20 protein-coding genes, 1 pseudogene and 1 riboswitch are annotated in these 22,047 nt (G+C 33.7%); of the genes and pseudogenes, 6 read left to right on the top strand and 15 right to left on the bottom strand.

Annotated features, from left to right (window positions below; translation table 11 throughout):
• Positions 1-118: 118 nt before the first annotated feature.
• Positions 119-1,507: an amino acid permease gene (locus NSR03_RS01370; RefSeq protein WP_069813247.1), complete on the bottom strand. Its 1,389-nt coding sequence runs from the start codon at positions 1,505-1,507 to the stop codon at positions 119-121.
• 293 nt (positions 1,508-1,800) lie between these two features.
• Here NSR03_RS01370 and NSR03_RS01365 point away from each other — a divergent pair, with 293 nt between their 5' ends.
• The 3 genes from NSR03_RS01365 (at position 1,801) to NSR03_RS01355 (ending at position 3,242) form a co-directional block, all read left to right on the top strand.
• The gene (locus NSR03_RS01365; protein WP_069813249.1) at positions 1,801-2,631 is read left to right on the top strand and encodes a formate/nitrite transporter family protein; all 831 of its coding nucleotides are present in this window, start codon (positions 1,801-1,803) and stop codon (positions 2,629-2,631) included.
• A 72-nt stretch (positions 2,632-2,703) separates the two neighbouring features.
• The gene (locus NSR03_RS01360) at positions 2,704-3,063 is read left to right on the top strand and encodes a hypothetical protein (RefSeq protein WP_002506890.1); all 360 of its coding nucleotides are present in this window, start codon (positions 2,704-2,706) and stop codon (positions 3,061-3,063) included.
• Entirely contained in the window at positions 3,060-3,242 is a 183-nt protein-coding gene (locus NSR03_RS01355) for a hypothetical protein (RefSeq protein WP_002506889.1), read from the top strand. The genes NSR03_RS01360 and NSR03_RS01355 overlap by 4 nt, the downstream gene beginning before the upstream one ends.
• A 130-nt stretch (positions 3,243-3,372) precedes the next feature.
• On the opposite strand, the gene NSR03_RS01350 is transcribed toward NSR03_RS01355, so the two are convergent.
• The 3 genes from NSR03_RS01350 to NSR03_RS01340 all read right to left on the bottom strand — a co-directional run bounded on the left by NSR03_RS01350 (position 3,373) and on the right by NSR03_RS01340 (position 5,288).
• Positions 3,373-3,564: a hypothetical protein gene (locus NSR03_RS01350; RefSeq protein WP_002506888.1), complete on the bottom strand. Its 192-nt coding sequence runs from the start codon at positions 3,562-3,564 to the stop codon at positions 3,373-3,375.
• Positions 3,565-3,568: 4 nt separating this feature from the next.
• The gene (locus tag NSR03_RS01345) at positions 3,569-4,213 is read right to left on the bottom strand and encodes an HAD family hydrolase (RefSeq protein ID WP_021338450.1); all 645 of its coding nucleotides are present in this window, start codon (positions 4,211-4,213) and stop codon (positions 3,569-3,571) included.
• Positions 4,214-4,373: 160 nt separating this feature from the next.
• Positions 4,374-5,288: a bile acid:sodium symporter family protein gene (locus NSR03_RS01340; protein ID WP_021338451.1), complete on the bottom strand. Its 915-nt coding sequence runs from the start codon at positions 5,286-5,288 to the stop codon at positions 4,374-4,376.
• A 266-nt stretch (positions 5,289-5,554) separates the two neighbouring features.
• Here NSR03_RS01340 and NSR03_RS01335 point away from each other — a divergent pair, with 266 nt between their 5' ends.
• Complete coding sequence (locus NSR03_RS01335) at positions 5,555-6,085, top strand: hypothetical protein (RefSeq protein WP_021338452.1); 531 nt, start codon at positions 5,555-5,557, stop codon at positions 6,083-6,085.
• Between the two features lie 72 nt (positions 6,086-6,157).
• On the opposite strand, the gene NSR03_RS01330 is transcribed toward NSR03_RS01335, so the two are convergent.
• The gene (locus NSR03_RS01330; RefSeq protein WP_021338453.1) at positions 6,158-7,756 is read right to left on the bottom strand and encodes an alpha-glucoside-specific PTS transporter subunit IIBC; all 1,599 of its coding nucleotides are present in this window, start codon (positions 7,754-7,756) and stop codon (positions 6,158-6,160) included.
• A gap of 220 nt (positions 7,757-7,976) precedes the next feature.
• On the opposite strand from NSR03_RS01330, the gene NSR03_RS01325 reads away from it, so the two are divergent.
• Entirely contained in the window at positions 7,977-8,741 is a 765-nt protein-coding gene (locus NSR03_RS01325) for a MurR/RpiR family transcriptional regulator (protein ID WP_002506883.1), read from the top strand.
• Between the two features lie 322 nt (positions 8,742-9,063).
• On the opposite strand, the gene NSR03_RS01320 is transcribed toward NSR03_RS01325, so the two are convergent.
• The 9 genes and pseudogenes from NSR03_RS01320 to NSR03_RS01280 all read right to left on the bottom strand — a co-directional run bounded on the left by NSR03_RS01320 (position 9,064) and on the right by NSR03_RS01280 (position 19,870).
• Complete coding sequence (locus tag NSR03_RS01320; protein WP_002506882.1) at positions 9,064-9,570, bottom strand: SRPBCC family protein; 507 nt, start codon at positions 9,568-9,570, stop codon at positions 9,064-9,066.
• Positions 9,571-9,850: 280 nt separating this feature from the next.
• A complete protein-coding gene (locus tag NSR03_RS01315) occupies positions 9,851-11,143 on the bottom strand; it encodes a Na+/H+ antiporter NhaC family protein (RefSeq protein WP_021338455.1) in 1,293 nt (430 codons plus the stop codon).
• A gap of 122 nt (positions 11,144-11,265) precedes the next feature.
• Positions 11,266-11,367: riboswitch (SAM riboswitch) on the bottom strand.
• Between the two features lie 127 nt (positions 11,368-11,494).
• Entirely contained in the window at positions 11,495-12,106 is a 612-nt protein-coding gene (locus NSR03_RS01310; RefSeq protein ID WP_069813253.1) for a flavin reductase family protein, read from the bottom strand.
• Positions 12,107-12,176: 70 nt separating this feature from the next.
• Positions 12,177-13,057: pseudogene (locus NSR03_RS01305) on the bottom strand (SDR family oxidoreductase).
• 85 nt (positions 13,058-13,142) lie between these two features.
• Positions 13,143-14,267 carry an amidohydrolase gene (locus NSR03_RS01300; protein WP_021338458.1) on the bottom strand — a complete coding sequence of 375 codons (1,125 nt, stop codon included), beginning with the start codon at positions 14,265-14,267 and terminating at the stop codon, positions 13,143-13,145.
• The gene (locus NSR03_RS01295; protein WP_021338459.1) at positions 14,267-15,439 is read right to left on the bottom strand and encodes a SulP family inorganic anion transporter; all 1,173 of its coding nucleotides are present in this window, start codon (positions 15,437-15,439) and stop codon (positions 14,267-14,269) included. The genes NSR03_RS01300 and NSR03_RS01295 overlap by 1 nt, the downstream gene beginning before the upstream one ends.
• Positions 15,440-15,648: 209 nt before the next feature.
• Positions 15,649-16,887: an imidazolonepropionase gene (gene hutI / locus NSR03_RS01290; RefSeq protein WP_002506875.1), complete on the bottom strand. Its 1,239-nt coding sequence runs from the start codon at positions 16,885-16,887 to the stop codon at positions 15,649-15,651.
• Positions 16,884-18,548, bottom strand: coding sequence for a urocanate hydratase (gene hutU, locus NSR03_RS01285; protein ID WP_021338460.1), 1,665 nt, complete (start codon positions 18,546-18,548; stop codon positions 16,884-16,886). The genes hutI and hutU overlap by 4 nt, the downstream gene beginning before the upstream one ends.
• A gap of 47 nt (positions 18,549-18,595) precedes the next feature.
• Positions 18,596-19,870 carry a YjiH family protein gene (locus NSR03_RS01280; RefSeq protein WP_002506873.1) on the bottom strand — a complete coding sequence of 425 codons (1,275 nt, stop codon included), beginning with the start codon at positions 19,868-19,870 and terminating at the stop codon, positions 18,596-18,598.
• Positions 19,871-20,013: 143 nt separating this feature from the next.
• Here NSR03_RS01280 and NSR03_RS01275 point away from each other — a divergent pair, with 143 nt between their 5' ends.
• Positions 20,014-20,889 carry a LysR family transcriptional regulator gene (locus NSR03_RS01275; RefSeq protein ID WP_021338462.1) on the top strand — a complete coding sequence of 292 codons (876 nt, stop codon included), beginning with the start codon at positions 20,014-20,016 and terminating at the stop codon, positions 20,887-20,889.
• Here NSR03_RS01275 and hutG read toward each other — a convergent pair.
• Positions 20,879-21,808 carry a formimidoylglutamase gene (gene hutG, locus NSR03_RS01270; protein WP_021338463.1) on the bottom strand — a complete coding sequence of 310 codons (930 nt, stop codon included), beginning with the start codon at positions 21,806-21,808 and terminating at the stop codon, positions 20,879-20,881. The two genes, NSR03_RS01275 and hutG, sit on opposite strands and share 11 nt — an antisense overlap.
• Positions 21,809-22,047 lie beyond the last annotated feature (239 nt).

Below are 22,047 nucleotides of genomic sequence, written 5' to 3'. Positions count from 1 at the left end.
TGTAAAACACTAGTTGTGTAAATGCTTATATACCTATGGTTTTGATAGACATTTTTATAATAAAAAGGTTAGCTATTTTATAACTTTGTAATTTCAGTCATAAAGTAGCCAACCTATATTAAATTTGTTTATTTTTATCTAACTTATGATAGCCTTTTAAGAAATAGAAAATCGCCATAAACGATAAAAATACAATACCAATTACTACAGAAACAACTGTCTCTTTATTGAATAACATTCCAATTAATACTGTAATAAAGAATGCCATTGTAATGTAGTTTGTAAATGCTCCGCCTGGCATTTTAAAGGGATGATCTTTTACTAATTCAGGAGAACGTTTCCTAAATTTCAAATGACTAATTAAAATCATAAACCACGGTACCATACCTGGTAAAATAGATGCACTATATACATAAACAAAGACGCTCTCAGCACCTTCAATAAATAAAGGTAAGATAACATTTAGTAATGCTCCAATTAAAATACCAATAGAAATTGCTGTTACTGTCCACACAGGAACACCATTTTTCATAACTTTTGAAAAGAATTTAGGCATTTGTCCTCTTTGAGATAATGTAAATGTCATACGACTCGCACTGAATATTCCAGAGTTACATCCAGACATAGCAGCAGTTAATACTACAAAGTTAATAAAGCCAGCTGCAAACGTAATACCAACTTTTGCAAATGTTCCAACAAATGGACTACCAATGTTACCTAATTGATCCCAAGGGTAAACTGTTACAATTACAAAGATCGCACCAATATAGAAAATCAATATACGCCAAATGACGCCATTAACGGCACTTTTAATATTTTTCTGAGGGTCTTTTGTCTCTCCGGCTGTAATACCGATTAATTCTACACCTTGGTAAGAGCCTATAACAATAGACAGTGCAAAGAAGAATCCAATCCAACCGTTAGGCATGAATCCACCATGTGCCCATAAATTAGATAAACCAAGTGCTTCTCCTCCATTACCTAATCCGAAGAAGATTAATCCAAATCCTGCAATAATCATTAAGATAATTGTCACTACTTTAATCATTGCAAACCAGAATTCAAATTCACCAAAAGCTTTAACTGACACTAGATTAGCACTGGCTAATAATATTACTACCAGTACACCTGGAATCCACTGTGGTAAATCCGGAAACCAATAATTCATATATTCTCCGACGGCTATCACTTCACTCATACCGACGACAATCCACTGGAATATATTACTCCAAGCAGTTAAATAGCCTGCCACTGGATGTATGTAATCACTTGCAAAGTTAGCATAAGAACCTGTGGTAGGATATAAATAAACCATCTCCCCCATAGCTCTCATTACTAGAAATAAAAAGATACCTGCTATTAAATATGCAAATATAACAGAAGGACCTGTCCACTTTATAGTGCTTGTTGCGCCCATAAATAGTCCTACTCCAATTGTCCCGCCAAGTGCAATCATACGCATTTGACGTGCACCTAGCCCCCTATGTAATTCTTTGTTCTCGTTCATAATTCAAACCCCATCTCTTTCGATTGTAAGTACAGATGAAACACTTATTATGTCGCCATTATACTATAAATTCTAAAAATTGGAATAATTATTTTCGATTTATGTAAGGGCTTACATTTCCGTTATTAATTGTATTTTATTTCGTCAAAAATTGCAAAGTAATTTTACAAATTTCAATTTTTTATTTTTCAACTATTATCATGAAATTTATTATGTAGATATTGTGAATTTATTCACAAACATTGATTAGCATAGTATACTTGTCCTAACCTATCGAAAGTGAGGATAAGTAATTGAATGATAAAAATATTAAATGTGATAAAGTCTTCTATGGTAAGGCGTGGATTAAGCATGTAGTTGAAACGATTAGAACCAAGGACGTACTTCAAAGTTTTTACTTAAAGCGTTATCTATTACGTGCCACGATGGCTGGGTTTATCTTAGGTATCATTACTGTATTCATGTTGTTAATTAAAGCTAGCCTCGGAGGCGATATGGCCTCTGGTGTGACAAATTTAGTTTCATCCATCGCCTTTAGTTTCGCACTAGTACTAATACTATTCACCAATTCAGAATTATTAACAAGTAATTTTATGTATTTCACTGTTGGATTGTATTATCGTGTTATTAGTCCTATGCGTGTCTTAAAAATTTTCACCTTATGCTTCATTGGGAATATGGCTGGAGGCTTAATATATTTCACACTCACGCGACTTTCAGATATTATGTCTCCAGAGATGTTCATTCAACTTGAAGTTGCAATTGAACATAAGCTATATGCTGCAGGATTTTTAGCAATTTTAATCAAAGGTATATTCGCTAATTTTTTTATCAATATTTCATTAGTTATCGCCATGCAAATTGATGACATTCTAGCTAAAATGTTTGTCATGATGTTTGGCGTATCCATATTCGCCTTTATGGGTTATGAACATGTCGTTTATAATTCTGTATTATTTGCTGGTGGACTCGTTTATCAAAGTGATTTAATGTCAGTAATCCCTACGTTAATTAATTTACTTGGTGCTGCTTTTGGAAACTATATTGGCGGGGGGTTGATTATCGGATTGTTTTACGCCTATTTAAATGATCATCATCAATATAATGGTGAAAGGTTACATTAATTTTGCGACATTCTATATTTCAAACTTTCTATGGTATAATTTTCATTAGATTTTATTACAAAGGAGTTCAACATGAATAAAATTTTACTAAAAAAAACAATTACAGTTTCTCTTATCTTTGGGGTGTTATTTTTCTTATTAAATTATGTTTCTGGTTCAGATAGTTCAATTGGACAATTAATTTTAAAAAGTCTACTTGTAATTGTAGTATTTGCTATATTATATTATGTCTTATTTTCTATTGTTGATTCACCAGAGCGAAAATATAAATTTGGTATCACGATTCCAATCGCATTGTTAATAGCTATTATCATATGTGCTTTAATATCTACTATAAAAGTTGGTATTATTGTCGGTTTAATTCTTGGTATCATCGCTGGTTATGTTTGGGAATATATAGAAAAAAATAAAAATGGTGGTGACAGATCATGAGTATGATTATAGGCGTTATTGTAATCATTTTACTGATTGTAAGTTTGATTCCTAATTTAAAAGCAGTAAAAGCTTCTAAAGAAACTGGTGAAAAAAATACGCGTTTTGCAATCATGGTAGGTATAGATTCAATACTACTCGTCCTCGTTGTAGCAACATTGATTTTCCAACTTTTATAATTAACAATGCTTATATTAAATATAAGCTCACATATATAATACAGTTGACTTCGCAACAGTGCTTTGTTTGCGTGCTAAAAGGGGCCTCCGTATGGAAGCCCCTTTTTTAAATTTAATATCAGGTACAAATTTACAATTTATCTTGAAGTACAAAATAATATATTAAACTAGCCCCTAACAAATAAACCACTGTGCCTACCATAAATGATCTAAAGTGTATTTTAAATGGTATTTTTTTATTGAAAATTGGGCCTAATAGTAAATTACTTATCGCCAATACAATCGGTCCACCCAAGAAAAATAAAATTAAATATCCACTCATTTAATTAATCTCTATTTTTCTCAAAGTATGTCGTAATGATTTCTTCACCGGTTAAATCTTTTCCAGTAAATGCCACTTCACTAAAATCTTGTTTTTCTGTCATTGTATTTGTATTGACGATAACATCTAAACCAGCTACAACTGCAGCAGTTGCACCATTAACTGAGTCTTCAATCGCTAAACAATTTCCTGGATTGTAATTAAGTTTTTGAACAGCAGTGAGGTATGGTTCAGGGCTTGGTTTAACCGCTTCAACATCTTCTCGACCTACAACGATATCGATATAATTGCTTAATCCTAGACTTTCAAATGCTGGTTTGATATCAGCTCTATAGCTACTCGTCGCAATCGCCATTGGTATATGACATTTTTTGCAATAATCCATTAACTGTTTCATTGCATCAATGATTGGCAAATCAACGCTCGTGTTATTGTGTTCAACATAAATTTCATGCTTATTTTCTTTGCCTAATTGACCTTCTAAATAATGATGTAAATCCGTTGCGGCTCCCCCAATAGATTGACGATAAAAACCCAATGTTATTTCAGTTAAATTATGTTTTTTTAAGTGTTTATTAATGATTTCAAATAGATGTCTTTCTGTATCAATAATCGTGCCATCAAAATCGAATACGACTGCTCTATACATCATATATCCTCCTCTGTCCACTTGTTTTGTTAAATTATATTAATGCTAGCTTATCATATTTTAATTTTGAAATATGTATTTTCGGTTTTAAAATGGTAATATCCCAATTAAAAGCTCACTCCAAATTTGAAGTGAGCTTATTATATATGCTTCTAGTGTATTATCGTTTATTCCAATATTTTGCTAAAATCGGTCCGGTAATATTGTGTACCAAACTAAATACTGCTCCTGGTACTGCCGATAAAGGACTAAAATGTACGGTAGCCAATGTTACTGCTAACCCTGAATTTTGCATTCCAACTTCAATCGAAACAGCTTTTTTATCAGCGCGTTCCAGTTTAAATATATTTGCTAATGTATATCCAACTACATAACCAACAATGTTATGTAATATGACTACTGCAAAAATAAGCAATCCTGTTTCTAGTATTTGTGATTTACTCCCACCTACTACTGAAGCGAGTATGAGGGAAATAGCAATTACAGAAACGATTGGCAATGCAGTTGCAGACTTATCAGCGAATTTTTTAAATACTTTTTGTAATATAAAACCAATCGCAATAGGGATAAGTATCACTTGCACAACTGACCAAAACATACTCATAAATGAGACTTGTAACCATTCATGTGCGAATAAATAAATTAATGCTGGCGTTAAGAACGGTGCAAGTAACGTAGAGACACTTGTAATAGCTACAGACAACGCAACATTTGCATTTGCTAAATAACTCATAACGTTACTTGATGTTCCCCCTGGACAACACCCAACTAATATCACACCAATTGCAATTTCTGGTGGTAATTGAAATAATTTAGCAATTAAATAGGCTGCTAAAGGCATAATTGTATATTGTAAAACCACACCAATTATTACGCACTTAGGCGATTGAAATACAATTTTAAAATCTTTAGGATCAATGGTTAACCCCATACCCAACATTACGATACCAAGTAAATATGGTACCCAACCACTTAACGTAGCTAACTGAGTTGGAAAAATAAATCCAATTATTGCAGCGATTAACATCCATATCAAGAATGTGTTTGTTGCAAACCGACTCACTTTTGATAACATCTCTAAACACTTCCTCTATGTATTAATAAAGAAAAATGTATCATACTTTAAACGCCTATACAACTGAATTTTCAAAATATTCCAACTTTTATAAATACAATAATATCAAATTCAAAAATAATTTCTAACTTCGTTCTAAAGACCTAGTGCCAACATTTTAAAAGAGTGGTACAATTTAATAGAAATAAAAACTTGTATAATTTTAAGTGTAAAGAATATTATGATTAATATCCATATGACACTTTATATAGATATGGAGGTATAATATGTTTTTAGATAGAACGGAAACTTTTGTGTTAAATATAGGTGGACTTAACAAACGCGCCACACGAAAAAATTTAACTAAATTATGTAAGCAAATTAATTTTTGCAACTCATTCAAGTTTTCAATTTTCAAAGAAAATAACTTGTATGCATTAAAGGTCAACTTACCAAAATACCAGTTACCATATATTATTAGTTTTCTTAGCTTTCATAATTATTTAATTTATCAAATTATAGAAAGTAATCATTCTGAAAAGTTATTAGATCTTGATCATTTATTGTTATCTTCTAAACGTTTTGAACTGACTATCGATGGGCTTTACGACGCTTTTGTCAAAGATAAAGTTATTGATATTTTGAACTTAATCAATCAAACGGAGCATATTACATATACCTTCAATAGAGATAAAATAAATGTTTCTTGTTCTCCTAAAGTTTTCGCGAAACTCATCCAAATGGTTGCTACTCATAACATTGATGTACTTGGTGCAATATACCAACCACGATTAATGAGTAAAGCTAGGATTTCGTAATTCGTTTATATAATGAAACACAGCCCGTATGGAACCGTTCCATACGGGCTGTGCTTATTTTTTATTATTTATTTAATCTTGCTCTTCTTCGTTAACGATGTTTTCAAAAGCTTCTCTTACTTGTGGTACTGACATACCAACAACGACTTGGACATTTTTACCACTTTTAACTAATCCGTGTGCCATTTGATTATGCGTGAAATAACCACTATCTTCTACTTTATCTATATCATTCACTGTTAATCTTAAGCGTGTCGTACAATTTGTTACGTCCTTGATGTTTTCTTTACCGCCAAGGCCTTCTAAATAATAATTTGCTTTATCTTCGAATTCATTACCAGTAGATGTTGTGTTTGCTTTGTCATCACTACCTTTTTTACTCTTATAATCATTTTTACTATACAACTTCACGTCTTCTTCGTCTTTCTTGCGACCAGGAAGTGGAATATTGAATTTTAAAATTAAGAATCTGAATAAGAAATAATAAATAGCTGTAAATACAAGACCAATAATGATTTGAATTACATATGTTAACCAATGATTTTGTGCTAAAGGTATCCAATTCGTAGCAAAGAAGTCTAATAGACCGCCACCAAAGTTACCTACGAGGCCAAATCCATACATAAGTGTATCCATTGTTGCAGCTAATAATGCGTGCAATACAAATAAATAAGGTGCAATAAATAAGAATGTAAATTCTAATGGCTCTGTAATACCTACAACTACAGCAGTTAATGTAGCTGGGATAAGTAACGCTGCAATTTTTTTCTTATTCTCTTTAGGTGTTGTTGAATACATTGCTAATGCAATACCTATCGAACCAAATACTTTACCATTACCTTGTAACATAAATCCATAAGGAAATTGTTCTTTCAATGGCTTTGTACTCGTCGCAAATTCATTTACATGCGCAAACCATTCTGCTTTTAATCCGTGGTTTACCACTACCGGGCCTACTTCAATTGGTGCATAAATAAAGTGATGTAAACCAGTTGGAATAAGCACTCTTTCTAAGAAGTGATATAGCCATACTCCAATGTAACCTGATCCTATGATAAATCCTTGCAATGAAGAAATGCCACCTTGAATCGTAGGCCAAACAATACATGTTATTAATGCAATAGGTAACATAACAAAAAACGAAATCGTTACTACAAATGTTAACCCTTGGAACACACCTAACATTTCAGGCAGTTTCTTACTATAGAACCTATTATGTATCCATGTCACAATGCTAGAAATTATGATACCACCTAAAATATTGGTATCTAACGTTTCGATCCCAGCAATTGCTTTGAGTCCAGTAACATTCTCGACACCTTTTTCCAAATTAGCTCCAAATGTATGTGGCCATTGCGTGAGAATAGCGTTAATAAATGTATTAAACATTAGATAACCCATTAACGCTGCTAGTGCAGCATGACCAGGTGCTTTTTTAGCTAAAGAAAGTGGCAACCCGACAGCAAATACAATTTCCATGTGATCGAATATTACCCAACCACCAGATTCTATTACGGACCATATTCTAAACCAAGTCGTCCCATCTTCTGCAATACTTCCCATTATTGCAGGATTTTTAAATAATGTAGCAAACCCTAAAACAATACCGAAGAAAGCAAACATCAATACTGGAACTATCATCGCACTCCCAAATCGTTTAATTGCGTTCATAGAAATATACCCCCAAATACTATTAAATTTAGATAACTTACATTCAAATACTTATATGTAAATTTATCATTTTTAGATACGTTTGTTTCAAATCCTATCTCAATACTAAAGGAAACGCTTACACATAAGCAATGGTTTGACTACATTACGAATAGTTTTGTATAATCAGATTATATTTCCAAAACTTAAAAATATTTTCATGAAGTGCGAGGTTATCATATTGTTTTTAGATGAACGCGTTAATAATAACTTTAATAAATTAAATGAGAATGACTTACATATTGCTCATTTTATCAATACACATACGACAGAATGTAAAACCATGAAAATTCAAGACTTAGCAGAATTTACACATGCTTCAAATGCAACTATTCATCGTTTTACGCGTAAATTAGGTTTTGATGGTTATAGTGACTTTAAATCTTACTTAAAGTTTGAAACTGAAAAATCTCATAATCTCCCTTCCGACTCTATCGAAGGATTCAAACAAGACGTCGAAAATACTTTTACATATTTAGAACGTATCGATTATAATCTTGTCACTGATAAAATCAACGAAGCAGAGACCGTCTATTTGTATGGAACAGGTGTCGCGCAAATGAATGTAGCCCAAGAAGCGCAACGTATTTTGTTAACAATTCATAAAAATATTATTGTATTACATGATGTACACGAATTTAAAATGGTACTTAATAGAACTACACCTACAGATATTTTCTTCATTATTTCTCTTTCTGGTGAATCTCATCAATTATCAGATATCACCAACTTATTACAGTTACGTCAAAAATATTTTTTCTCCATTACTACTTTAAATGATAATACACTTGCTCAAAAAGCTAATTATAATATTTATGTTTCTAGCAACACATTTTATCTTGCTGACGGTATAGATTATTCAAGCTTTATAAGTTATCACATATTTTTCGAAACATTATTGCGTAAATTTAATGAGCGCATAGAAAAAGGTGAAATTATATCGTAATAATTCACCTCCTTTATCCTGAGCTTACTTTTGAAATATAACTACACATCTCTATGTTCAAAAACCCTTACCCTAATCCATTAGCATATACTTATGGATTGGGGTAATTTCAATTTACCTTATGGTATTTCCAACCTGATTTCATATGGGACATTTGTAGGAACAATACGAGGTAAAATTTACAAGCTAGGATTTGTGCCCTACAAGTAAGTATGAAACATTTATTGTAAAGTAGATATTATACTTGGTGGAAAACGTAAAAAAACTGTCAACAAAGCTAAAACTTTGCTAACAGTTTATATTCAAAATATCTTATTAAATATTAAAGGTCTGATTCAAATTCTTCTAATACCACTTGTAATTTATCAAATAATATTTCGAAACCATGCGCAGTAGAATCATGATATTCTTTTTTCTTCTGCTTATATTCCAGTATTGTATATCTACGTTCTTTTGGCACAAAAGCTTTATAATTAAAAATCATTTGAGCGATGCCCGCTTCTCTTTCGAATATTTCAATTTCAATGGTATCTTCAGAATCACTTAACTCTGGCATACCAATTGTCATGACGATATATTCATATGGCGTTAACGTAATAAAAGAACCTTTTACTACATTTTCTTTCCCTTTACGAACGTCAACAATTTCATAACTTCCATTTTGTTCAGCGTTAATATGAATTGATTTATTTGTTCTATCTGTTGTCATAAACCATTGTTTAAGAAAACGTTGATCTGTCCATGCTTGATATAATAATTCTGGTTCAACTTTAAATAGTCGTTCAAGTCGTATCTCAACGTATTCATTTTCAACATTATATTTACCCACGATTGTTCACCTACTTTCACTCTTAATTCTATTCTAACCTATTCTACAAGACTTCTAAACAATAATCCTATGAATCATAAAATGTTCTAGTCTTTACTTTAAAACGTTCAACTTCTATATTTTATCGTCAATAGTCAGTAAACGTCAAAATTTTAAACGTCACTTTCGCAAAAACATGTATTTAAGTACTTTTTATAAACTTACTGTATATCAAAGCATAATAAAAAGGGAGGTTCATCAGATACAAACACTGCACTGATTCGCCTTCCCTTTTAACGCCTTATTTCTTATTTAATCTTGGTAAGTTAAAGAAGATTGCAATCAAACCACAAACGCCCAAAATCATTGGATAAATAGAGTAGGGTAATAACTCAAATGGCGATATAGACGCCACGCCTGCTGCTGCAATTAACTGCGGGCTATAAGGTAAGAGACCCTGGAAACAACTCGCAAACATATCCAAAATACTTGCCGATTTTCTTGGATCTATATCATATTCTTCTGAAATTTCTTTTGCTAATGGGCCAGACATCAGTATCGATATCGTATTATTCGCTGTTGAAATATCCGCTGCACTGACTAACCCAGCTATACCTAATTCTGCGCCACGTTTCGATTTCACTCTATTACGAACAAAGTGAAGTAACCATGTGATACCGCCGTTATGTTGAATAAGCGCTACGAGGCCTCCGATAAGTAAGGCAATCATCGCAATATCTTCCATACCAATAATACCTTTTGAAATGGACTCTAATAAGCCTGTCCAACCAAATGATCCATCTATAAGGCCGATTATTGCTGATAATGCGATACCACCGATAAGTACAATAATTACATTAATACCAATTAATGCTAATATTAGTACCATTAAATAAGGTAAGACTTTGATAATATTATAATCATAACTTTTACTTGCATCAATTTGTGCTCCATTTGTTAAAAACCACAAAGCTATAATCGTAAATATAGCACCTGGCAACACAATTTTAATATTCACTTTAAATTTATCACTCATTTTTGTCTTTTGAGTACGTACGGCAGCGATTGTTGTATCTGAAATCATTGATAGATTATCGCCAAACATTGCACCACCTACAACTGTAGCCATTGTAATAGCTGCTGAGACGTCTGTTGCTTGACTCAATCCAAATCCAACAGGCGCTATAGCTGCTACTGTACCTACAGATGTACCCATTGAAAGCGAAACAAACATACAAATAATAAATAAGCCTACGATAATTAAATTCTCTGGAATAAGTGACAGTCCTAAATTAACTGTAGATTGTACGCCGCCCATGTCTTCAGTAGTTTGAGAGAAGGCACCAGCCAGTATAAAGATGAGCATCATTAAAATAATATTTGAATGACCCGCGCCTTTTGTGAAGACTTCCACTTTTTTATGAAACGTTTCTTTTCTATTTAAAATCAAAGCTACAATAGATGCTACTAAAATAGCTACATTTAAAGGCATTGTTGAAAAATCTCCTGTACCAATACCTACACCTAAAAATAAACCTACAAATACGAGCAATGGAATCAATGCCCAAGCATTACCTTTCTTTGTCTTCTCCATACAAAACCAACTTTCTATAAGGGTAAAAGCGTGAAATTTATTCCCCGCTATTTCTTTGTGTTTCTTTTTGAAAATAAAAAAACTCTTTTCTATTGAAGAAAAGAGTAAACGTTATGTCTTCGTTCTTATCTTCTAGCATACATCTATGCTACTGGAATTGGCACACGCATCATCATGTTGCCGAAGCATCGACGGGCCAGTCCCTCCACTTCTCTAGATAAGTTATTAAATTGTTTTATTACAGTATATTTTAACTGTAATTCGTGAAATACTGATTTAGCTTAATACGTTAAAGCACGTTTGTCAACATTACTTTGCAACCATACGATATTTTCAACAAGTGTAACACCCTTATTCAGTAGGTCGCACAATCGTAAATGTTTCTCCTAAAGATGCATAGTCATTACCAGCTAAGCGAGAAATAGCTGTTAACGCTTGGGCATCAATTTTACTGTCTTCAAAGTATACATCATCATCGATATGGAACATAACGACTTCACCAATAATTAAATCAGAACCTTCTTGTGGATCCCCTAATGGAATAATTCTGTTTAATTTACATTCCATACGGATTTTTGCTTGTAGTATCCCTGGCACAGAAACAAGTTCTGAATCAATACATGTTAAATTTGTTCTTTCTAGCTCATTACTTGTACGTTCTATTGGTGCTGCCGTTTTATTAACTTCTTTAACTATGGTTTCATCAGTAATATGAACGACAAATTCTTCGGTTTCTTCAATATTGACTGACGTGTCTTTTCGTTTACCTTCTGAGCGTATAGTAGAAATCATAATCATTGGCGGTGCGCTATTCACTATATTAAAGAAACTGAATGGCGCTGCATTTAAATGACCTGACTTGTCTTGAGAAGTAACAAATGCAATCGGTCTTGGAATAATACTCCCACTCAGTAATTTATAATTTTGTTTTTTAGAGAGTGTATCTGCTTTAAATTGTTTCATATTGTATTATCATACCTTTCAAAAAATAAAAGCTAGATAATCTCATAGAGATTTCTAACTTTTGATATCATTAGTCTAACTGAGTTCCGCCTGTTACACCATAAACTTGCCCAGTCGTATAACTCAATTCTTCAGAAGCTAAATGTACATACACTCCTGAAAGTTCAACAGGTTGTCCTGCTCTACCTAATACTTCTTTTTGACCAAATGTAGGTATTTTAGATTGTGGCTGGCCACCAGATATTTGTAAAGGAGACCAAAACGCCCAGGTGCTACACAATTCACACGAATACCTTTAGCACCTAATTCTTCAGATAAACTTTTAGTTAATGAAATGATTGCTGCTTTTCAGGCTGCATAATCATGTAAAATTGGATTTGGATTATATCCTTGCACTGATGAAGTCGTCGTAATTGTAGCACCCGGTTGTAAATAATCTAGTGCTTTTTGAACTGTCCAAAATATAGGATAAACGTTCGTTTCAAATGTTTGAGTAAATGAAGCTGTATCAAAACTTTTTAAATCATCTCTGTATTGTTGAAGTCCTGCTACAAGGGTTACATTGTCTAAACCGCCTAGTGCATTATAAGCTTGCTCTACTAAATCATAGTTAAATTGTTCATTTCGGAGATCTCCTGGTATTAAAACAGCTTTTCTACCTGCTGCTTCAATCACTTCTTGTACTTCTTCGGCGTCTGTTTGTTCTTCAGGAAGATAATTTATCGCTACATCTGCGCCTTCTTTTGCATACGCTATAGCTGCTGCTCTTCCAATGGCAGAATCTCCACCCGTCACCAACATTTTATAATTTGTTAATCTGCCATAACCAATATATGAAGTTTCCCCACAATCTGGTTTAGGTTCTAATTCTTTTTGTAAACCAGGAACCGCTTGTTCTTGTTTTGGAAAATCTGCATTTGAAAATTTTGTTCTTGGATCTTGGGCTGCCATAATACAACACTCCTTCAATAATTATTATATCTTTACATTACCCAAATTTTATAGGAGTTAATACATATATAAAGTGTTTGACAACTTATACTTCGTTCAATAATTTTTGCACAAATGTAACAAAATACTCAGGTACTTTTTCTAGAATACGTTCATCTGGGTCATACTTAGGGTGATGTAAATCATATTCACTATTCGACCCAATAAATGCAAAGACGCTTGGATATTTATTTGAAAAACCAGAAAAGTCTTCCCCAATTGTTAAAGGTTTATCCATAACTTCTACATTATATCCAACTTGTTTCGCTACTTCGATAGCGTCATCCGTTAATTTCTCATCGTTTTTAACGGCGCCTGGTAAACGATGATATAGTGTTTCTATTTCGACATCAAACGCTTCTGCAAGCCCACTTCCAATTGCTCTAAGTCGTTCTTCAATATAAACACGTTTATCTTCATCAAAGCTTCTCACAGTACCTTGGACATATGCCTGATCAGCGATGACATTCCATGTATTTCCACTAGATACTTCACCTATAGTTACAACTGCGCTATCAAAAGCAGATAGATTTCTACTCACAATCGATTGAACACTGTTAATTAATTGTCCTAGAACGATGACAGGATCATTACCCTGTTCTGGTTTAGCAGCATGCGCGCCTGTGCCTTTTATTTTAAATTCAAAACGATCTACAGATGACGTAATTACACCAGGTTTCACTGCAAATTCACCCACGTCTAACGACGGATAATTGTGATAGCCTAACACAGCTTTTGCACCATCAATCGCTCCTGATTCAGTGATATGTAGTGCACCATAACCCAGTTCTTCTGCAGGTTGAAAAATAATGCGGACACGCCCTTTTAATTGGCTTTCAATGTCTTTAAGTCTTGTTGCTACGGCTAAAATACTGGCCATGTGTATATCATGTCCACATGCATGCATAACGCCTTTATTTGTTGAAGTGAATTCATGTACCACTTGCTCATGAATAGGCAAAGCATCAATGTCTGTTCTTACAGCTACGAATGTTTCACCTTGTCCTACTTCAGCAACTAAACCAGTCTCTAATGGTAAATCAATTATTTTAATATCATACGCTTCTAATATTCGTTTCAATCTTTTTGTCGTCTCATATTCAGCATCTGAAAGTTCAGGGTATTGATGTAAAGTTCTTCTCCAATTCACGTAATCTTCATATTGTGGCATTATATGTCACGTCCTTTCTTATTAATAAAACGGAAAATCATGTAATAACTTATCGTTACGACAACGACGCCTAATGCAAGGTTATTCGTAATTAAAATAAGCAATACAGTAGATATAATTAAAGTACTATTTAACAAAGGTGCTTTGCGAATGAATGGCACCGTTCGTCTATCAAATGTACCAAGTGAAATTGTGATCAACACAGTAGCTAACACTGCCATAGGTATTCGTCCGATAATTTCTCCAAATATAAATAAACAAATCAATAAAAAACTGCCTGTGATGAAAGTAGACACTCTCGAATTTGCACCCATAGCTATGTTAAAGCGCGATTGTCCAACAAGTGCGCTACCGCCAAAACCTCCAAACAAGCCAACGATAAAGTTTGCAATGCCTTGACCAATAGATTCCTTATTCTTATCACTAGTTGTCGAAGTTACAACATCAACCATTTGTGCTGTTAACGTCGTTTGGATTACGGCTACGATAGCCATTGCTACACCATAAAGTAATGCAACCATCACTATATTCAAATCACTCATTTCATTTGGTATGGAAGGTATTGGCATTTTTATATGTATTGAAGCCATATCAGAAACATATTGAATGTTTGGCTTAATCACTCCCGCAAGTAGCGTCAATATAATAATTGCTATTAAAGGTGCTGGTATAAGTTTGATATATTGCCCTGCAAGCCAAATAATAAAGAATGAAGCTATTGCAAACGCATATGTCGAAGCTGAAATATTAAATATATGCTTTAATTGGGATGTAAACAATAATAAACCTAATGCATTCATAAAACCAATAACAACACCCGTAGGTACAAAGTTTAACAATTTATTTATGTGACAGTATCCTAATATGATTTGTATGACGCCCATAAACAATGTAGCTAAAATAAGCGCTTTTAGACCATGACTTGCCATTAATGGTGCAACTACTAGCGACACACCACTACTTGGCGCTGAGACCATCAACGTTCTATTGCCAGTAAAGCTCAACACGAGCATCATCAAACCAGTACTTAACATGCCTATCGTTGGACTTACGCCAGCGATGAAAGAGAATGCAATTGCGCCTGGAAGTAATGCAAGGGCAAGTAATATACCTGTGAGCATATTTTGACTTAAATCCCCGCTCCATTGTTTAACATAAGTAGTTTGCCCCACATTCGATGTCACCTCCCATGTATGCTTTAAATAACATGGTACCATAATTGTCAAAATATTTAATCAACTCAAACTTAATTAATTTACACTTAAAAAAGAAGAGTGAACTTGAAAAAGAGCTTTGCATTAGCTCTTTTCAAGTTCACTCAATTCACAACAATATAACAATTAAATCTGAGACATACGTATATGCCCCAGACTCAATATTATTAGTTATTTAATTTAATTTGGTTATCAACAAGTATTTGACCATCTTTGATTACTTTTTCAGCATGGTTTATACCATAATGATACGGAATATACTCATGGTTTGGTGCATCCCAAATAACGATATTGGCTTTGTCACCTTTATTAATTGTTCCAGCATCAACATCAATTGCTTTCGCTGCATTCACTGTAACAGCATTCCAAATCTCATTCGGTGATAATTTTAATTTCAACGCAGCAATCGACATCACAAGTTGTAAGTTGTTTGTCACACAACTCCCTGGATTAAAGTCTGTTGCAATTGCGATAGCTCCACCATTATCTAACATACCTCTAGCATCTGCGTATTGCTCCTTACCTAAATAAAATGTGGTACCTGGTAGTAATACAGCTACTGTATCGCTATCTTTAAGTTTCGCTTTACCTTCTGTACTTGACGCAACTAAATGGTCTGCAGAAATTGCACCTTCATCAATTGCTAATTCTAGACCACCTAATGGATCAATTTCATCTGCATGGATTTTAACATCAAAACCTAAATCTTTTGCTGCTTGCATATATTTTCTAGATTCTTCTACTGTAAATACGCCTGTTTCGCAAAAGATATCTGCAAAATCAGCATACTGTTTAACTTCAGGTAGTAAATCAATCATTTCTTGTAAAAAAGCTTGATTAGATTTCGCGTCTTTTGGTACTGCGTGCGGACCTAAGAAAGTATGTTTCATATCTAAGTTATATTTTTCTGCTAAACGTTTGGATACACGTAGTTGTTTGAGTTCACTTTCTTTATCTAAACCATAACCACTCTTACTTTCAACAGCTAAGACTCCATGTTGTATCATCGTTAACAAATTCTTTTCAGCTTTATTAAATAGCTCTTCTTCAGTTGCATTTCGTGTAGCTTCTACTGTGGATAAAATACCTCCACCTTGCTCAAGTATTTCTAAATATGAAACGCCTTGTCTTTTAAGCGACATTTCATGTTCTCTTGAACCGCCATGCACTAAATGAGTATGTGCTTCAACAAGTGATGGTGATACAACTTTCCCTGTAGCGTCGATTGTTTCCTTCGCCTCATATTCATCTGTATGGGCACCCGAGTAAACCACTTTGCAATCTTTAACAACAACCGTTCCATTTTCAATGATTTCTAATTCGTCTAAATCTTTTCCTTTTAAAGGACGCTCTGTAGATTTTGGTAAAATTAATTCTTTAATGTTTTGAATAATTAAATCGTTCATTTTATATCTCCTTTACCCGTAATCATTGGAATTTTGATACCTTTTTCTTTAGCAACATTAATTGCTGATTCATAACCTGCATCTGCATGTCTTACAACACCCATACCCGGATCTGTCGTTAATACACGTCCTAAGCGACGATCTGCGCGTTCTGAACCATCAGCGACAATGACCATACCAGCATGTAATGAGTAACCCATACCTACACCACCGCCATGATGGAACGAAATCCACGAGCCACCAGCCGCTGTGTTAATTAAAGCATTTAATACTGCCCAGTCTCCCACAGCATCTGAACCATCTTTCATACCTTCTGTCTCACGGTTTGGACTCGCAACAGATCCTGAATCAAGATGATCACGCCCGATAACGACCGGTGCAGAAATTTCTCCGTCACGAACCAAACGATTTAAGGCTAAGCCCATTTTGGCACGTTCTTCAAAGCCCAACCAAGCTATACGAGAAGGTAATCCTTGGAATGCAATTTTTTCTTGAGCTAAATCTAACCAGCGAATAAGCTTTTCATTATCTGGGAATAGTTTTCTCATTTCTTCATCTGCACGTTCGATATCTTTAGGATCTCCACTTAAAGCTGCAAAGCGGAATGGTCCTTTACCTTCACAGAATAAAGGTCTAATATACGCTGGTACAAATCCTGGGAAATCAAAAGCATTTTCTAAGCCATTATTATAGGCAACTTGTCTAATGTTATTCCCGTAATCAAAAGCAACTGCACCATTTTTTTGGAATTCAATCATTAATTCAACGTGTTTTCTCATTGAATCTTGCGATAATGCAACGTATTCTTTAGGGTCTTTATCACGTAGCGCTTTTGCTTCCTCTAAGGAATAACCTTGTGGAATATATCCGTTCAATGGATCATGTGCACTTGTCTGGTCAGTAACAACATCAATTTTAAATCCTTTATCTAAAATGGCTCTGTGTGTGTCTACAGCATTACCAACAAGTCCTATGGATAATGGTTTGCCCTCTTGTCGTGCTTCTTCGGCTAAACGTAATGCCTCATTTAAGTCATGTGTCTTCACATCGCAATAACGCGTTTCTATACGTTTATCAATACGTGTCTCATCAACATCTACACCAATTACAACACCGCCATTCATCGTAACAGCCAGTGGTTGCGCACCACCCATGCCACCTAGACCAGCTGTTAAAGTTACTGTTCCATTTAACTTGCCATCGTAATGTTGATTAGCAAGCTCACCAAATGTTTCATAAGTACCTTGGACAATACCTTGGGAACCAATATATATCCAGCTACCCGCTGTCATTTGTCCATACATCATTAACCCTTTTTTATCTAATTCGTTAAAGTGATCCCAATTTGCCCACTCAGGTACAAGTACGGAATTTGAAATTAATACACGCGGTGCTTCTTCATGTGTTTTAAATACAGCAACTGGTTTTCCGGATTGTACTAACATTGTTTCATCCGCTTCTAATGAACGTAACGTCTCTTCTATCGCTTCAAATGCTTCCCAATTTCTAGCAGCTTTACCAATACCGCCATATACAACTAAATCTTCAGGACGTTCAGCTACTTCTGGGTCTAAGTTGTTATACAACATTCTAAGCACTGCTTCTTGTTCCCAGCCTTTACATTCAATATCTAAACCTTTTTTTGCTACTATTTTTCTCATGAAAAATCACTCCTCATTTTAATTAATTAACCTTTGTTTAATAAATCTTAAAATAGCCATAATGCGAATGGTATCGTGATTAGTAATGTAAGCACTACTCTCTCAAACCATATCAAGACCAATTTACCAACTGAAATTTTTATCTCAGTTGAAAGAATCACAGGTACCACACTCGAGAAAAAGATAATCGCCGAAACACTCATTACTGCTACTATAAATCTCGTAGCTAAATCAGCAGTTTGTGCAATGGCAGCAGGTAATAGCATCTCAACAATTGAAATGGTTGAAGCTTGTGCTAATATTGCTACATCCTGAACTGGGAATATACTTATAAATGGATAAAAAATATAAGATACATATTCTATTATCGGTGTATATTCAGCAATAATTAAACCTAAGAAGCCGATAGACATAATAGATGGTAATATCGCAATTGTCATTACGACGCCGTCACGTAAATTTTCACGTACGTTTCCTATTAATGAGTCAGCATTTTTAACTGCTAACTTAGCTTCTAACCAAGATTCTTTTAATAAAGGCATATTTCTGCGTTTTTCTTCTTTATATGGTTGGTTTTGATATGTCGTGTTTTTCTCAAATCTTATAGGTGGGAGTTGTACGGTGATAGCAGTAACTATAAAAGTCACTGCAAGTGTGAACCAAAAATAAAGGTTCCAATGTTCAATAATACCTAATGTATTGGCTACTATAATCATGAAAGTAGCAGATACAGTTGAGAAACCTGTCGCAACAATAACTGCTTCTTTATGTGTATATCCACCATTTTTATAGACTTTATTTGTAATTAATAAGCCAATTGAATAACTACCTACAAACGAGGCAACCGCATCAACTGCTGATTTACCAGGCGTTTTAAAAATAGGCTTCATGACTGGTCTCATAATTACGCCAATAAATTCTAATAATCCGTAACCTACTAAAAATGTTAATAAAATAGCCCCTACTGGGATTAACACACTTAGCGGTATCGCTAATTTATCGTATAAAAACGGTCCAATACTTTCTTTCAATACAAATCCTGGTCCAAAATCAAAGACAATCATGAAAGCAATGAAGACGCCTAATACTTTAAATAAGCTAAAGATAATATCAGTTTTTGATTTGTTCCATTTTTTATTAATAAATGGATGCAATGCACCTATAATGATTAAAAGTAATACATAATAAGGTAAAATTGGATTCACCAAAAATGTAATCCACTGAACAATATGATCAATCAGAATTGTTGATTTACCATTAATCGTTATAGGTACAAAGAAACATATAATGCCAATTAAGCTATAAATGAAAAATTTCCACATGTACTTCACGCCCCTAACATGAAAGTACGCCTCCCACTATATCTCTCAGTATAATATGATATGATATATACTACCAATATAAATAAACTAATTATTGATAGTTTAAAACTATAAGATAAATACATATTCACGGAGGAATTATATTGAAAATCATTCAATTAGAGTATTTTGTCGCCGTTGTGAAATATAATAGTTTCACTAAAGCTGCTAACTTTTTACATATTAGTCAACCGTCTTTAACGACCACAATAAAAAAAATGGAAGCCAATTTAGGTTATGACCTTTTTATGAGAACTACTAAGGATATTAAAATCACTGAAAAAGGAATTCATTTTTATAATTACGCGCAACAATTGATACAGAACTATCATCAAACAATCGAAAAAATGTATGACCTCAATATGGGACATGCGCCTAAAATCAAATTATCTATTTTAGAATCAGCGAATCAATGGATTTCTCAAGTGCTTTCTATCCATTTAAAATATAATCCTAATCAGACTTATCTTGTATCTGAAGTGCATGACCAAAATAAAATACTGGAACAACTCATCAATTTTGAAAATCATCTCGCTTTGACAAACGAACAAATTAGTCATGAAGATATTAAATCTATTCCTTTATACGAAGAATCCTATGTCGTTATTACACCTAAAAATGCTTTTCCAGATACTAAAATAACGTCTATTAAATCATTGCCATTAATTTTACCTACAAAAGGCTCTCAAGTGCGTAAACATCTTGATGATTACTTTACACGTATGAATATACATCCAAATATCATTATGGAAGTTGATCGTTTTGAAGCGGCTACGAATTTTGTCCATAGAGGATTAGGATATGCTGTTATTCCACGCGTATATTATCAATCATTTAATGCACGAGATTTAGATGCACTAGAAATGCGTCCCAAACTAGGCCGTTCTATTTATATTAACTATCTAAAAAAAAGAAAGCACTCAGAGCGAGTACTTTCTTTTATAGATCAGTGCATTGATTATTGGAATATTAAAGAATAAAATGATGTAAAAAATTAGCAGATAATTTAGCAGTTCGATTATCCACATCATATTTTGGATTTGTTTCAGCAATACTAACAGTCGAAACTTTCTCATTTGGAATAATACGTTTCGCCAATTCAAGTACAACATGCGGTGATAGACCTAATACAGCATTTGCACTTACACCCGGTGCAAATGCACTATCAATAACATCCATACATATCGTAAACATAATCACATCATGATCATGTACGAAACGTTCTATCTTATCCTTAATTGGAGGAGAAATTTGATGTAACAATTCATCAGAATAAACAAAACCGATGTCTCTTTCTTTCGCGTAATCAAATAGTGCTTGCGTATTACCACCTTGTTGAATACCTAATACTAAATAATCAGTGTTTTCATCCTGTTCTAAAATTTGTCTAAAGCTCGTACCAGAAGTAGAACCAGATTCTTTTCTAGTGTCAAAGTGTGCATCAATATTGATGATACCAATAGAAGCATCAGGAAACGCCTCACGCGTGCCCAAATACTGTGCATAAGCGATATCATGTCCGCCACCTAATAAAAAGGTTTGGTTATGTCTTTGTATCGATGAAGCAACATAATGCGCAAATTCTTGTTGGGTTTCTTCTAAAGTTTCGTGATTATGTTCAACATTTCCATAATCATAAATTGAACATGTTCTTAAGACTGGCAAATTAGCAAAAGTCTTCTTGATTGCATCTGGTCCTAACTTAGCTCCGATTCTTCCTTTATTAAGTTCAACACCCTTATCAACCGCATAACCTAGCATACCTACACCGTGACGTGGTTCATCGTACTCATCTTCAATATTACGAAATTGTATCGTTTGAAAATGTCTGAATTCTGTTTCCTCTGTCTCACTATCGATTCTTCCTGTCCATAAATCACGTTGTGCTAATTTATACATAGTTCTCCTCCTTTTGAAACTATATCGACACTTAAAGTATACGCTTACATTTTTGCCAATTCAATTATATTTATAATTACCTTTACCCACTTGTTTAAAAGTTAATTTTGAAATTCACATTAAAATTGTTGCATTTACACGTTTGATTTTGTAAAAGTATTACATTTCAATGATAAATATTTGAATTTAATTTATTTATCGCTAAGAAGTATGTATAATTAGGCATAAATGATTTTTCT

This window comes from Staphylococcus sp. FSL W8-1207 (assembly GCF_038003745.1).
GTDB lineage: Bacteria > Bacillota > Bacilli > Staphylococcales > Staphylococcaceae > Staphylococcus > Staphylococcus equorum.
Note: the sequence above shows the minus strand (reverse complement) of the source record. Positions and strands in the feature narration are given on the sequence as shown.